The organism is Myxosarcina sp. GI1(2024) (genome assembly GCF_053543375.1).
Map to the genome: position 1 here is coordinate 1794259 of NZ_JBKGTY010000001.1, position 13715 is coordinate 1807973.

The 13715-nt window shown below is 41.6% G+C and carries 13 protein-coding genes and 1 pseudogene; 7 read left to right on the forward strand and 7 right to left on the reverse strand.

The window, feature by feature from the left end; translation table 11 throughout:
- Positions 1–39 precede the first annotated feature (39 nt).
- Positions 40–714 (forward strand): sugar transferase, encoded by a 675-nt coding sequence (locus ACLFKQ_RS08565; protein WP_448999362.1) that lies wholly within the window; start codon positions 40–42, stop codon positions 712–714.
- 102 nt (positions 715–816) lie between these two features.
- Positions 817–1353, forward strand: coding sequence for a CDP-diacylglycerol--glycerol-3-phosphate 3-phosphatidyltransferase (gene pgsA / locus ACLFKQ_RS08570; protein WP_448999363.1), 537 nt, complete (start codon positions 817–819; stop codon positions 1351–1353).
- 78 nt (positions 1354–1431) lie between these two features.
- Here pgsA and ACLFKQ_RS08575 read toward each other — a convergent pair whose 3' ends face one another.
- From ACLFKQ_RS08575 to ACLFKQ_RS08585, 3 genes are all read right to left on the reverse strand, one after another.
- Entirely contained in the window at positions 1432–2061 is a 630-nt protein-coding gene (locus tag ACLFKQ_RS08575) for a hypothetical protein (RefSeq protein WP_448999364.1), read from the reverse strand.
- A gap of 610 nt (positions 2062–2671) precedes the next feature.
- On the reverse strand, positions 2672–3607 hold the full coding sequence (locus ACLFKQ_RS08580) for an NAD-dependent epimerase/dehydratase family protein (RefSeq protein WP_448999365.1): 936 nt from the start codon (positions 3605–3607) through the stop codon (positions 2672–2674).
- Between the two features lie 141 nt (positions 3608–3748).
- On the reverse strand, positions 3749–5230 hold the full coding sequence (locus ACLFKQ_RS08585; RefSeq protein ID WP_448999366.1) for a site-2 protease family protein: 1482 nt from the start codon (positions 5228–5230) through the stop codon (positions 3749–3751).
- Between the two features lie 117 nt (positions 5231–5347).
- Here ACLFKQ_RS08585 and ACLFKQ_RS08590 point away from each other — a divergent pair, with 117 nt between their 5' ends.
- On the forward strand, positions 5348–6034 hold the full coding sequence (locus ACLFKQ_RS08590) for an MBL fold metallo-hydrolase (protein WP_448999367.1): 687 nt from the start codon (positions 5348–5350) through the stop codon (positions 6032–6034).
- A gap of 19 nt (positions 6035–6053) precedes the next feature.
- On the opposite strand, the gene ACLFKQ_RS08595 is transcribed toward ACLFKQ_RS08590, so the two are convergent.
- Both ACLFKQ_RS08595 and ACLFKQ_RS08600 read right to left on the reverse strand, forming a co-directional pair.
- Positions 6054–7376: a TRAP transporter large permease gene (locus ACLFKQ_RS08595; RefSeq protein WP_448999368.1), complete on the reverse strand. Its 1323-nt coding sequence runs from the start codon at positions 7374–7376 to the stop codon at positions 6054–6056.
- Positions 7376–7912, reverse strand: coding sequence for a TRAP transporter small permease subunit (locus tag ACLFKQ_RS08600; RefSeq protein ID WP_448999369.1), 537 nt, complete (start codon positions 7910–7912; stop codon positions 7376–7378). The genes ACLFKQ_RS08595 and ACLFKQ_RS08600 overlap by 1 nt, the downstream gene beginning before the upstream one ends.
- 197 nt (positions 7913–8109) lie before the next feature.
- Here ACLFKQ_RS08600 and tnpC point away from each other — a divergent pair.
- Together tnpC and ACLFKQ_RS08610 are read left to right on the forward strand one after the other, a co-directional pair.
- Positions 8110–9568, forward strand: a pseudogene (tnpC, locus tag ACLFKQ_RS08605) (IS66 family transposase).
- Between the two features lie 152 nt (positions 9569–9720).
- The gene (locus ACLFKQ_RS08610) at positions 9721–10356 is read left to right on the forward strand and encodes a hypothetical protein (RefSeq protein ID WP_448999487.1); all 636 of its coding nucleotides are present in this window, start codon (positions 9721–9723) and stop codon (positions 10354–10356) included.
- Between the two features lie 46 nt (positions 10357–10402).
- Here ACLFKQ_RS08610 and ACLFKQ_RS08615 read toward each other — a convergent pair whose 3' ends face one another.
- Complete coding sequence (locus ACLFKQ_RS08615) at positions 10403–11602, reverse strand: FAD-dependent monooxygenase (RefSeq protein WP_448999370.1); 1200 nt, start codon at positions 11600–11602, stop codon at positions 10403–10405.
- Positions 11603–11693: 91 nt separating this feature from the next.
- Between ACLFKQ_RS08615 and ACLFKQ_RS08620 the strand changes: the two genes are divergently transcribed.
- Positions 11694–11987: a hypothetical protein gene (locus tag ACLFKQ_RS08620; RefSeq protein WP_448999371.1), complete on the forward strand. Its 294-nt coding sequence runs from the start codon at positions 11694–11696 to the stop codon at positions 11985–11987.
- 18 nt (positions 11988–12005) lie between these two features.
- Positions 12006–13115, forward strand: coding sequence for a glutamate 5-kinase (gene proB / locus ACLFKQ_RS08625; RefSeq protein ID WP_448999372.1), 1110 nt, complete (start codon positions 12006–12008; stop codon positions 13113–13115).
- Between the two features lie 75 nt (positions 13116–13190).
- Here the strand turns inward: proB and ACLFKQ_RS08630 are convergent, their stop codons facing one another.
- Positions 13191–13706: a helix-hairpin-helix domain-containing protein gene (locus tag ACLFKQ_RS08630; RefSeq protein WP_448999373.1), complete on the reverse strand. Its 516-nt coding sequence runs from the start codon at positions 13704–13706 to the stop codon at positions 13191–13193.
- Positions 13707–13715: the final 9 nt, after the last annotated feature.

Genomic DNA, 13715 nt, shown 5'->3' on the forward strand with positions numbered 1-13715 from the left:
ACACTAATAATTCTAATATCTTAATAAAATTATAACTTTATGAATTTCTCCTTTAACTTTCAATTAGCGAGCCCACAAGTCTTGCCACAAGATTCGGCAGCAACATTTCATCCTTCTGTTATCAGTAAAACCAAACGTATCCTCGATATTTTGGGAGCTTTAGTAGGACTGTTAATAGTTGCAATTATGATTATTCCTATTGCCCTCGTTATGCAAATAGATAATCCAGGACCGATTTTTTATAGTCAAATACGCTGTGGAGTTAATGGCAAACAGTTTCGGATCTGGAAATTTCGCTCGATGATTGTGGGAGCAGACCGACAAAAACATCTAGTAGTCAATCAGGCAAAGGGTCATATTTTTAAAAATGATAACGATCCTCGCATTACTCGTGTCGGTCGTTTTCTCCGTAAAACTAGTTTGGACGAATTTCCTCAGTTTTGGAATGTTCTCAAAGGAGAAATGAGCTTGGTAGGTACTCGTCCCCCCACTCCCGATGAGGTAGCTCTGTACGAAGAACATCATTTTAAGCGTCTGTTGGTAAAACCTGGAATTACTGGAGAATGGCAGGTAAAAGGTCGTTCTACCGTACTTGATTTTGAAGAAATAGTTCGTATGGACTTAGATTATCAGCAAAAATGGTCTAGTTTATACGATATTTATTTAATATTACGCACGATTCAAGTGGTGTCGGTCGGTAAGGGAGCTTGCTAAAGAATTAAATTAGGAGCAAAATTTGCTACGTGGATTTTTGTTAATGGTTAATCATCGTTTTCTAATTGGTATCATATAACCAATCTAACAACCACTAACCGCATGAATCTTCCGACCTGGATTACCGTATCGCGTCTTTTGGGGTTACCTTTTATTCTTTACTTACTCAATCATCCTAGTACCAGCGAGCGCTGGTTGTGTGTGGGAATTTTTTTGTTAGCCGCAGGTACTGACTGGGTAGATGGATATATTGCTCGTAGATTTGATTTGGTAACTGAGTTGGGTAAGTTTCTCGACCCCTTAGTAGATAAGCTATTAGTTTTAGGTTCGATGCTGGCTTTAATCGAGCTTCAGCAAATACCAGCTTGGGGAGTATTTTTAGTTTTAAGTAGAGAATTGGCGATCGCTGGATGGCGAGTTAATCCCAATTTAACTGGTAGTAGCACCATTTCAGGAGCCAATATTTGGGGGAAGCTCAAAACAGTCAGTCAGATCGTTGCAACTGCTTTATTAATCGCACCTCTGTCTGATACTTGGCGAGTGCCCTCACTAGTAGCTTTTTGGCTTTGTGTATCGTTTACCTTAATTTCAGGTGCGATCTATGTTTTGCCACAAAAAAGCGATGCAGTGCGCTCTTAGGTTCTAAGCTCTCGACAACTGCATCAATAAACAATTTTTCTAGATTTATTTGCTTTTTAGTTGAGCCAAGGACAACAATTAGTTTCTAATTTCTCCCGTCCTAGTTACTCTTTTGGGTTTTTTCGCACCAACAGAAGCTCCAATGAGAGCAGCAGCTAGACCGAGTAAAGAACCAATAATAAACGACCAAGCTGCTTTAGCTGAGTACTGTGCTAGGTTGCGTGCCTCAGCCGCAGATATATCGGGAGGGCGATTGGGAACTTCTAATCCTCCTGGCTGCTGAGCTTGGTTCAATACTTCTCCTGCATTGGCAGCAATTATACCAAAAGCACCAGATACTCCACTGGCAAGTAGCCAAGCACTAATTGCCAGAGTGGTTGCCCAAAAAATTAATCCGTGTAAAAGAGCGGTTTTTTTGTTCATTGGACCGCAAGTACTAGCTGTAACCCAACTGCCTATAAACAATGCAATTAACAAACTAATAGTCGACCAAATTCCTACCCCAACTCCAATACCATTACCGTTATCATCAATCCCAATAGTTAAACCTATAGCAGCTCCTAAAGCACTTAAAATTAACTGGGTAGCGATCGCAACTACGATTCCAGCAAAAATCGGTCCCCACCTCACGCGATCGCGGTAGTCGGTTACTTTCTCGGTTACAACGGGTTCGACAACTCGATCCCCTAACGGTTCTGCATAAGACATAACTCTTCCTCCTTGCTTTCAAACTCGAACTGAAAGTATAAATTATTAAGAATTTTATAGTTAGTTTTTTAGTTTCTTTTCTATCTTTTGATAGAAAACAGTTTCTTTCACTTTACTATTTTAAATTATCTTAAAAATCACCGATTTTATTGTTTATAAAAGTTTGCTAAGTCTCACGAAAATTTTTTATCTAATCTATTTCTCAATCTTTTAAACAACTATGACTGTTAATTCAAAAGTTTCTCTAGCAATATTTAGTAGATTTTTAAAATAATCATCTATCTTGAGGAATAAATTTAAAAATTCAGCAGACGAAGCAAAAAGGTTATTAGCCGTGTTTTATTCAACTGAAAATCGCTGTTAAAGAATTATCTTTAATAAAAGATGATTGAGAAGAGGTAGTTTTTAAAGCTGCGAACATTAGCCAGAAGGATTTTTAACTTGCCGCCAGCTTTTAATTAGATCTTAACTTGAAGGAAAACAGCAAATTAGAGATAGTACCCGAGCAAGCGAAGTTTGATGATTTTTAAAATAAAAACCTGCTCGTTGCTGTTTTCCCATAATTTTCTCTTCTAGAATTTAGCGCAAAAAAATTGAGGTATTCGGTCAATTAAACTGTTGTCAAAATTTCTTCGTCCAGTGAAAAATCTATATCTGCAGTTTCTCGTTTCGCTGCTAAATAATCATTTTGAAAAGAATCTCGTAAACCAGAGACTAGATCGTATTTTGGGTACCAGTTGAGATCGCGCCTTGCCCGTTCTATATCGGCAAAAAAGTGCTGTTGGCGAATGGGAAAGGCTTTACGTTTGCCAAACTTAAAGCGACTCGAATCGTAGTGAACCAGCTTTACTGCTTCTGGAGATTTGCCCATAGCTTCGGCACAAGCATAAGCCAAACCGTCAAAAGTAACGTAGCGATCGCCACTAACATTGTAAATTTTACCCACTGCTTGGCGATTATCTAAAACTGCTGCCATCGCTTCAACTAAATCTTTGACATGACCAAATTGAGTAGTGTACAAGCCGCCATCGGGAATGGGAAGAGGGCGATCTCGAACCAAGCGATCGAAAAACCATGCTTCTAAGTCATTATAATTTTGTGGACCGTAAATATAAGTAGGGCGGATTGACGTCCAAGGAATCCCAGATTCGGCTAGATAAGCTTCAGTATGATGTTTTCCCTTATGACGGCTATTGGGATCGATCGCATCACCTTCACGGTGAGGTAGTTGCGTTGATGGTAGATAAACTCCAGCAGAACTTATATAAACAAAGTGACGTACGGTATCTTTAAAAATTTCCACCAACGGTTGAGTATGTTCTAATTCGCGACCATTGTTGTCAAAGATCGCGTCAAAACTCTCTTCTGCTAACTTTTCTTTCAGTTGTGTCGGCTCTTGGCGATCGCCTCGAATCTGTTTTACTCCTGGAACTGGTACGGGATTATTGCCCCGATTGAATAGTACAACTTCATGACCGCGAGCGACTAATAATTTAGTTAGGTAAACTCCGATAAAACGAGTTCCACCCATAATTAAAATGCGCATTTTTTTTCCGTGAATTTTTTGGCTTGTTAATATCCTAAAGCCAAGAGGTATCTGGGAAAAGTAAGTATAGCTTGCAGCAATTTTTAGTTGAGTAGAGAGTAAAATTAGATAATCTAGATGTCAGTGTTGTTATCATCTTATCTACATACCGAGCCAGCCAGCGACAGTAGCCGGTAGAGGTAAAATCGCCACGATAAATAAAGCCAGAGCTAATAAACCCAAAAAATCGCGCCAATTATTGAGCTGAGTCACATCATTGAGTGCTGGCTGATCTATCAAAGGAATAAACCATAAAACGATCGCCCAAATCCAAAAATAAGGATGAACTAAAGCAAATAAAATCGCTAAAATCCGAGTAATTTGTCCGATGGCGAGCGCCATTCTTTGCCCGAATACTGCATGGACTATATGTCCTCCATCTAACTGACCGATAGGCATTAAATTAATCGTGGTAAATAGCAAGCCAATACAACCAGCAACGGCTAGAGGATGGAGATCGATTCCCATTCCTGCTTCTAGACTATTGCCCAAGGTGAATTTAGACAGCAAACTCAGTAATAGAGATAGACGGGGATCGAAGGCTTGAAAACTGAAATCAGTTGAGTCTTCTAGTGAGGCTACTGTAGACAGAGACAGTCCCCCAATTAAAACTAATATAGTTAGAATGAAACTAGAGATCGAGCCGACAATGGCAACATCAAACAATGCTTGACGATGAGGTAGAGGCGATTTTTTTTGAGTAAAAGCACCTAAAGTACCGAGACTAAAGCTATCGAAAAAGAAAGAAGGAAAAGGAATAAAATAGGGAAGGGTAGTGCGAATTTGATAGTGATGAGCCGTAAAATAATTACACAGTTCTCGGACTCCCAAAATTAACATCAGTGGTAAACTATAGACCAATCCCGATAGTAGCAAATTAAAATTATCAAAAACTGCCTCTGGAGACGCTGCTCCAATACTGGCTCCTGCTAAGGTGGTAGTGGTTAAAGTAATCGCGAACATGGCTAAAGCAATAGCAAAACGGTTGTCTCGACTCGGCGTTTCCTGTTTTGCCTGGGGATTGGGTACTAGAGCAAAAAATGGTTTACCGCGAAAACTCTCTTGAAAGATTAAAAAAAAGCGATCGCCAAAAGCCTCTTCTACATTACGCTTAATTTCTGTATAGGCTTTTTCTGGTATAGTCTTGAGTTTCCCCCGACAAAATATCGCTTGAGGACGATTATCGATATTTTGAAGATAATAAATATTCCAAGGGAAACAATTGCGTAAGGTTGTTTCTTCCTGTCGATCGATCAAACGTGGCGGAGAAGGTTTTTGAACTGGTTTAGCCATTGTAATCTTGTTTAATTCTGGAGATTTTGTGGTTTTTTCTCGTTTTGGTTTTCCTCTCTGTACCAGCCATCCATATAAAATAGGACAAATAATCAAGGGGAATATAAATATCGCCAAAGGCAATGGTTGTTCTGTGCCAAAAGCATAAGTCCAAGCAGTCCAAATAAAAGCAGGAAGCATTAAAACCAACCAACATAGCCAAACCGGTGTATTGGTTACATCCTTTAGGCTACGTCGAACCATAAAGTAAGCTAGCAGACTAAGTAAAATTAAAATTAACCAAAGTTTCATATCATAAAAAGCGATCGGAAATTTAAAGCAAAATTTTTGAGCTAAGTTCGATTTTGTAATTAAAAACTAAATATATTAGGACGTAGTTAGACAATTTAGAATACCTTAATTTTTAGAATGCCCCAAATTAATCCCGGTATCAGGAACACTAAACCTCCCCGTCTGGTTTTACCGCAAATATTTGCTTTTGCTCCCAATCGAGATACATTGGGAGGGACTGCTTATTTTATTGTAAATAAAAGCGGTAATATTCTTCTCGACTCTCCTGCTTGGAATCAGAGCGATCGACAATTTCTCGAGCAACATGGTGGAGTGCGTTGGTGGATTTTTAGCCATCGTGGAGGAATTGGCAAACAAGTCAAGCAAATTCAAGCTGTACTACATTGTGAAGTTATTTTACAGGAACAAGAAGCTTATTTATTACCTGAAGTGGAAGTCAGTTCATTTCAGGAAGAATTAAGTTTGGATTCAAACTTGCATTTAATTTGGACTCCAGGGCATTCTCCTGGTACCAGCTGTTTGTATCTAGCCGAACGGGATGGTATTTTGTTTTCTAGCAGACACCTATTGCCCAAGTCACCAGAGATAGTAGAACCCTTACGAACAGCTAAAACATTTCATTGGTGGCGACAATTAAACAGCGTTGCCAAGTTACGCGATCGCTTTTCTGCTGATACTCTGCAATATATTCTTCCTGGAGCAAATACGGGTTATTTACGGGGTAAAGGGTACATCGATAACGCCTATCAATGTCTGGCTGCTTTAGATTTAAAGGCTTTGAAAACTAGTGAACCAATGTTTTGATCGATTAGTTATCGAGTATTCAAAGTCGGTACAAATTAACCAGTTGCGGAAAAGCAACAATTGATACCAATACCAATAGCTGTAGGATAATAAAAGGAATTGCGCCGCGATAAATATCTTGGGTTGAAACTTCTGGTGGTGCTACACCCCGTAGATAAAACAAAGCAAAACCAAATGGCGGCGTTAAAAAAGAGGTTTGCAAATTAGCTCCAATAATCACCCCATACCAGACTAGATCGATTCCTAGCTGTTGAGCTACGGGAGCAAAAATAGGAATTACAATAAAAGCAATTTCAAAAAAATCAATAAAGAAACCCAGGAAAAAAATCACCACCATATTGACCAATAAAAAGCCAATCGTTCCCCCTGGTAAATTAATTAACAGGTTTTCCATAAACCGATCGCCGCCCAAACCTCGAAACACCAAACTAAAAGCCGTCGAACCAAGCAAGATAAATATTACCATCGTGGTAATTCTCATCGTGGCATCGCACACATCTTTTAAAGCCGCCCAGTTCAATCTGCCATTCAATACTGCTAAAAGTATTGCACCTATAGAACCAACCGCACCCGCTTCGGTAGGAGTAGCAATTCCCCAAAAGATACTGCCTAGCACCAAGAAGATTAATAGCAACGGTGGCAGCATCACTTTTAATACTCTTAAGCTTAGTTCTTTGCCGCCAACTTCTCTGACCGATTTGGGTAAAGCAGGTGCGGCGTTAGGTTTTAGCCAGGCCACGATCGTAACGTGAAGGGCAAACACTCCTGCCATCAATAACCCAGGGATTAGCGAACCGATAAATAAGTCCCCTACGGAAATTCCTAGCTGGTCTCCTAACACTACGAGTACTACACTCGGAGGAATAATTTGGCCCAGAGTTCCAGAGGCGATAATTACACCCGTAGCTAATTCTTTGTTGTAACCATAGCGCAACATAATTGGTAGGGAAATTAAACCCATCGCTACTACGGTAGCCGCTACTACGCCAGTAGAGGCAGCCAGTAACGCTCCTACCAGGACTACAGCCAAAGCCAAACCACCGCGTATCCTACCAAACAGAATTCCGATGGTTTCGAGTAATTTTTCGGCAATGCCGGTTTTTTCGAGCATCGACCCTAGAAAAATAAAGTAGGGAATTGCTAGCAGGGTATAATTGGACATAATGCCAAAAATGCGACTGGGCATGGCATTAAAAAAGCTGAAGCTAAATACTTCCAAAGCCGAGCCAATTAAAGCAAATAAAATCGACACTCCCCCTAAAGAAAAAGCGACGGGATAGCCACCAGATAACAAAATTAATGCCCCGATAAACATAGCTATTCCCAGCCAATCATAAGCCATTAGCTTTCCTCCTCACTGGAACTTCGTCGCCAAACTGACCAATTTTTAATCGCTTCGGAAATTCCCTGCAAAAATAGTAAAATAAAGCCGACTATAATTACTGATTTAATCGGATAGCGGGCTAAGCCGCCAGGATCGGGAGATATTTCTCGTATGTTCCAAGAATTGATCACTGTTGCCCAAGAATAGTAAATTATCAACCAGCAAAACGGAATCAGCAACAAAATACTGCCTAAAAAATTGGCTAGGGCTTGACGGCGACGACTCCAACCTTTAAAAAATACATCTACCCTAACGTGTTCGTTATATTTGAGAGCGTAAGCCGCACCTAACAAAAAGATTAAGTCAAATAAATACCACTGAATTTCAATTAGAGCATTGGAAGTTAGGTCGATACCGAAAAAACGTTCTAGGTAGCGTCCAATGACATTCCAAACACCAACCAAGACCATCAAAAATACCAGCCAATAAGCCAGACGACCAATCCACTCATTGACTGCATCGATGATTCTAGATATTTGCAATAACTTCCCCAAACTAGCTCCTTAGTTTTTCCAATTATCTCGTAGCTAATGCTATCGGTTTTGGCGATCGAAGTCTAGCAGTAAGACATATATATAAATACTTCCCGTTGCCCTTGGTCTCGCCCAATCGGAGTAGATTTCGCTCTATTTGCGTAAGGATTCAGGTATCAGGGTTGACAAAAAGGAAAAAGAGATTAAAGTAGCCAATAATGAGCGAAGCTAATCACCCCTTCAAAGCCGAAGAACTGCGCCAGTTGTCCAATGAGAAACTGGCAGAAATCGTGACTACCCAACAAAAGCTGATTGAGAAGCTAGAAAAAAGAATAGAACAACTGGAACAGAGCCTCAACCTCGACAGCCAAACCTCATCGAAACCCCCTTCAACTGACTTGCTGAAAAAAAGCGAGAGAAAACCAGAAGTAGGGTTGGAAGAAGCCAAAAAAGAGACAAAAAGAAAACCAGGAGGACAACCAGGACATCAAGGGAAGACGAGAAAAGGATTTGGGCGTGTAGACCGCTACGAAGTATTGAAACCGACCATCTGCTCCAACTGTGGAAATCAACAATGGAAGACTAAGGGGGTACGAGTAGATACTCAACAGGTAGCCCAGTTGGTGGCAAAACCGATACAAGTCGTAGAGTACCAACGTCATCACTGTCAATGCGGCAAGTGTGGAGCAATAGAGGCAGCTCGACGGTCTCCCACAATGATTCCAGGTCAAGACTTGGGAGTCAGACTACAGGGGTTACTTTCCTGGCTGGGAAACTATGCTCATATGTCCTATGCTAAACAGCAAGAACTGTTGTGGGAACTGGGAGCAATAGAAATTAGTAGGGGAACTTTAGTTGCCACCAATGAACGAACGAGTACAACAAGCGAGTATCAACAGTGTTGAAGGGTTGAAAAAGTCGATTAATTCAGAGCATCCTCCTCTACATTGTGACGAAACCCCCTGCTCAGTTAAAGGAGTCAAAGAATGGCTCTGGGTTTTAGCTGGGTCAGAGTTCTGCCTGTTTCATGCCGGCGATACTAGAAAACGCAGAGAATTGGAAGCTGTATTAGGAGTATTCTATGATGGAGTTTTGATTAGCGACGATTTTAGTGTCTACAACGGCTATTCAGTAGCAGGACAACAAAAGTGTTTGGCTCATCTACGTCGTCATTTTCAAAAACTGTTAAAGACTAAAGGGGTAGATAACCAAGAAATTGCTACCACCTTTCTGTCTCTAATTGATGAGGCATTTAAGCAACATCGGGTTTGGCGACAGACCCATCAGGAAAGCCACTATCGAGATTGGGCAGAGGATTTCCGAAGGCGAGTGACTAGCGCAATTAAGACTTGGCTCAAGAATGCTGGTCATGAAGCTGGAAAACTGCTACGTTCGCTGCGTGATAAGGCGGAGCAATGGTGGTATTTTCTGACACATCCTCAGATACCCCCCGACAATAATCTAGCTGAACGATGTTTGAGAACTGCTGTAACCAAGCGGAAAGTTTGTGGTGGCTCTCGTTCCATCGAACGGTTTCAACATACAGCCAACCTGCTGAGTGCAATTCAATCTTGTCGTTTGCAAGGACGTTCGGTGATTACTTTTTTTCAACAGACTTTACAAGCTACAGTTGGACATTGTTCTTATCCTTCTCTTATTCCTCATGCTTGCACCTGAATCCTTACCTATTTGCTATAAGATAGATTACGGCAAGAAACATAAGGTAGATTTTGAATTTGAAAAAGTGGCTAAAGCTATTGTTGTCTAATTGCGGTTGGCAAATTGGGTTAATTAGTATTTGCAATATTTTTGTATTAACTAGCGAGACGATCGCCGCACCACAAATATGTAGGACGACGGTTTCACCAGAAGAGATCGATCTTCCGCCAAAGGTGATTGAAGAAAGCCCCGTGTTACAGGAATGGCTCGAAGAAGTCCCCGATGTTTTAGAGGATATTCGCCACGATCCTAGTTTCCGTACGCGGCTACGCTTTGGTTTGGTTACTTTTCCTTCTACTGAAGATGCGATCGGGATCGATCTCGCTATAGAAGACATATTTATCGCTCGCACTGGTTTGACTGTGAGTGCAGATTATCAAACGGCTTTTAATGGTGATCGCACTGCATTAGGTGCGGATTTACACTATTTTTTGTTTCCCCTCGGTGGTTATGTTAATTTTGCGCCCTTAGTTGGTTATCGCTACGTGCAGAGTCATGACTTTAATTCTGATGGGGTTCATTTGGGAATTAGGTTAATGTTGGCACTATCCCGTACTGGCGCGGGAGATATTTCCATCTCCCAAAGCTTTATTTCTCCTGGTGGTAATCAAGAGGTGGGCATAACTTCTTTCTACGTCGGCTATGGCGTGACTTCTCAATTACGCATCGCTAGCGAACTAGAGTTACAGAACTCTCCAGAAGATAAAGATACTCGTGTTGGTATTAGTTTAGAGTGGCTTTTATAATTCGCTTGGGCTCGAAGGAAGAAGTAGGAAATATGTTTATCTTGGGTTAAACAGTCAAACTAACCGTAGTTACCCCGTGACGTAATTGTTTTTGTCTTCTCAACCAAGAATAGCAAATGGGAAAGCGCAGCAGGGGGATAAATTGTTTTACTCCCCATCTGATTAAACCGCTGTAACGCAGTATTTTAGCTTGTAGCAGTTCTATGTTTTGTAACTGCTGAATTCTAATAATCTCGGGCTGGCGATCACTCTGAATGCAGGGCAGTAAGGCATCTATTTGCCTCAAGTCTGTTGGTTGGCGTAGTAAAGGGATTAAATAGTTAGCGGCAACAATTACATCTCGTAACGCCATATTGATTCCCTGGGCGCGAATGGGTGACATGGGATGAACCGCATCGCCTAATAGTAATAAACCAGGTACGTACCATTGAGGACAGCGACCGACGACGACAGATAGTAAAATTGGTTTGCTTAAGGTGTCGCCATAGGTTTGCAAATGTTCTGCTAACCAGGTTGGCGAGTTTTCAGCTATTACTTGCTGCCAATTAACTAGTTTCCAATCTAAACTATCTTCAGGATGTAAACCCCAGCCAATTTGCAGTTTGCCCTGAGAACTGCGAAAGCAACCAAACCCGTTACGCCCTTGTAGAATCGAACAAAAGATATTTTCTGCTTTAAACACCGTACCAGCTTCTAACTCAAACCAGAGTAAATCGATACTATGAGCCTGTGTCTCTAAGCTCAAACCAACCCGTTGCCTGATTAGCGAATTGCGTCCATCGGCAGCAATAACTAAATCTGCTCCAATTTCTCTACGGTCTGCCAGTCGTACTCCCGAAATGCGACCGTCATTTTTTAAAATATCTCGCACTGCCGTACCTAAAATTAATTCAAATTGGTCATGAGTTTGAGCTCGTTCGACCACTGCCTCTAGTAGATGTGGTTGAGAAACCAGAGTACAGGATTTATTCCCAAACGGCATCGGTTCGGCAACGCGAAAAAGCGATCGCCCGTCGAGGAAAAACTCCCAAGCATCGAGGGCAGTGTGGGGAATATCGGCTAATATTTCAGTTAAACCCATTTGTTCTAGAGCATCCAAGCCGCTGGGCATCAGTGCCTCGCCGCGAAACACTCGCCGAAAATCACGGGCAGCTTCGATTAACTTAACCTCAATACCTTTGCTGGCTAAGAGTAAAGCAAGTGTAGCACCGGTCGGTCCTGCCCCAATAATTACTACTCGAGCCATAAGCGATCGCCTGGTGGTTTACAACCTATAGCTTTGAAATTACGATCTGACATCGTTTCTATTTATTCCTCTGGTTATTAGAATAACAACTATGAAAGTTAAACTCGAAGACGATATTTTGTTTATTGACTCTGAAGATGTACCGTCATTTAAAAAAGGTGGTTCGGTAGTTCGCAATAACTATTTTTGGGCATTAAAATCCATCGCCTGCTACACTTCCAGAGGAGGAGACTGGGAATTTGACAGGACAGTCTGGGTAGCACTATCGCGAATGCTGCTGGCTTTTACCGAGTCAGGATATTTGGGAGACAGCGAAACTAAACTAGAATTTAGCGAAGATACTCCAATTCCTCCTGAATTGCGCTCCGTTTCTACCTGGCTGTAATTCTCCTGAAATATATTTATGTCTGCACGAACTATCGTCGTTAAAATAGGTACATCTAGCTTGACCCAAACTAACGGGCAAATCGCGATCGCCACAATTGCTTCTTTGGTAGAAACTCTCACCGAATTGCGAGCGCAGGGTCATCGGGTAGTTTTAGTTTCTTCAGGTGCGGTAGGTGTGGGTTGCGCCCGACTCAATTTAACCGAACGACCCCGTAAAATGGCTCTCAAACAGGCTGTGGCAGCCGTAGGGCAAGGTAGACTGATGCGGATTTACGATGATTTGTTTAGTAGTTTACAACAGGCGATCGCCCAAGTTTTATTGACCCGCCGCGAACTGATGGAACGCACTAGCTATGTCAATGCTTCCAATACTTTTAAAGAATTGCTAAATTTAGGCGTAATTCCCATAGTTAACGAAAACGATACCGTGGCAGTAGAAGAGCTAAAATTTGGTGATAATGACACTCTTTCGGCTTTGGTTGCTAGTTTAGTCGAAGCTGACTGGCTGTTTCTCCTTACCGATGTAGATCGCCTGTATTCTGCCGATCCCCGAACCGTATCGACTGCCCGCCCGATCGATTTAGTCAGTCAAGCTGAATTCGAACAGTTACAGGTAGAAGCGGGTGCGAGTGGTTCTCAATGGGGTACTGGGGGGATGGCAACTAAATTAGCAGCAGCGAGAATTGCTACCAGTACGGGAGTCAGAACCGCGATTACCCAAGGAAAACAACCCCAAAATTTGCTTAAAATACTTCGCGGAGAATCGTTAGGAACTCAGTTCGAACCTCAACCTAGAACCGATAATGCTCGCAAACGTTGGATTGCCTATGGTTTGATCCCGATGGGTAAACTGTATCTCGATGCCGGTGCGGTTAGGGCGATAAGCGATCGCGGCAAGTCTTTATTAGCTGCGGGTATTCTCAAAGTAGAAGGAGACTTTTCTGCTGCCGATGCTGTGCAACTATGCGATGCCAACGGTAGAGAAGTTGCTAGAGGCTTAGTCAATTACAGTCGCGCCGAAATAGATTTAATTAAAGGACATCATTCGGCAAAAATCAGCTCTATCTTGGGTTATGAAGGTGCAGATACTGTGGTGCATCGGAACAATCTGACGATCGAAGAGTAGAAATAAGTAGTGCCAGCCGATTCTACTTCTACTTTAACCTAAATTCCGAGCCGTCGAGCAAATTAGGAGTCTAATTTAAAACTGTAAATAATACATTAACTGGGCGATCGCCTGACTGTCTAAACCCAGACGACGTTGTAGATCGGCTAAATTGTGATAATTTCCCTGTTGTTGTCGCTCGGTAATAATTTTTGCCGCTAAATTTTTATTTAATATGGGTATGCTTTCGATTTCTGCTAACGAAGCCGTATTGGGATTGATTTTTTGAGGACTTAAAGGACTGAGGCGATCGTAATATTCAAAGTGTAAAATCGGTTCTAAAGGCTGCAAACGCCAAACGGGGAGACTAATGGCGGCAGCAACATCTTCAATACATAATAGCTGTACTCCCATTCCTACTAAATCTACTAGCGATCGCGCTTGATGAATGGAAAAACCAGGAAGTCTCAGCCAGTCATCAATACTAGCCTGATTGACATCAATTTTAACACCCAATTCTGCAGCGATCGCTACTTCTTTTAATGACCGAAAGCGATAGTAGGGATCGTTTAAGATGCGGTTTTTAATTCCTATCTGCGACCAATTAAACATTTAAAATAT

Bases quoted from the DNA above. Each gene is read 5' to 3' on its own strand.
- ACLFKQ_RS08565 (WP_448999362.1), top strand. From the start codon at position 40: ATGAATTTCTCCTTTAACTTTCAATTAGCGAGCCCACAAGTCTTGCCA.
- pgsA (WP_448999363.1), top strand. From the start codon at position 817: ATGAATCTTCCGACCTGGATTACCGTATCGCGTCTTTTGGGGTTACCT.
- ACLFKQ_RS08575 (WP_448999364.1), bottom strand. From the start codon at position 2,061: ATGTCTTATGCAGAACCGTTAGGGGATCGAGTTGTCGAACCCGTTGTA.
- ACLFKQ_RS08580 (WP_448999365.1), bottom strand. From the start codon at position 3,607: ATGCGCATTTTAATTATGGGTGGAACTCGTTTTATCGGAGTTTACCTA.
- ACLFKQ_RS08585 (WP_448999366.1), bottom strand. From the start codon at position 5,230: ATGAAACTTTGGTTAATTTTAATTTTACTTAGTCTGCTAGCTTACTTT.
- ACLFKQ_RS08590 (WP_448999367.1), top strand. From the start codon at position 5,348: ATGCCCCAAATTAATCCCGGTATCAGGAACACTAAACCTCCCCGTCTG.
- ACLFKQ_RS08595 (WP_448999368.1), bottom strand. From the start codon at position 7,376: ATGGCTTATGATTGGCTGGGAATAGCTATGTTTATCGGGGCATTAATT.
- ACLFKQ_RS08615 (WP_448999370.1), bottom strand. From the start codon at position 11,602: ATGGCTCGAGTAGTAATTATTGGGGCAGGACCGACCGGTGCTACACTT.
- ACLFKQ_RS08620 (WP_448999371.1), top strand. From the start codon at position 11,694: ATGAAAGTTAAACTCGAAGACGATATTTTGTTTATTGACTCTGAAGAT.
- proB (WP_448999372.1), top strand. From the start codon at position 12,006: ATGTCTGCACGAACTATCGTCGTTAAAATAGGTACATCTAGCTTGACC.
- ACLFKQ_RS08630 (WP_448999373.1), bottom strand. From the start codon at position 13,706: ATGTTTAATTGGTCGCAGATAGGAATTAAAAACCGCATCTTAAACGAT.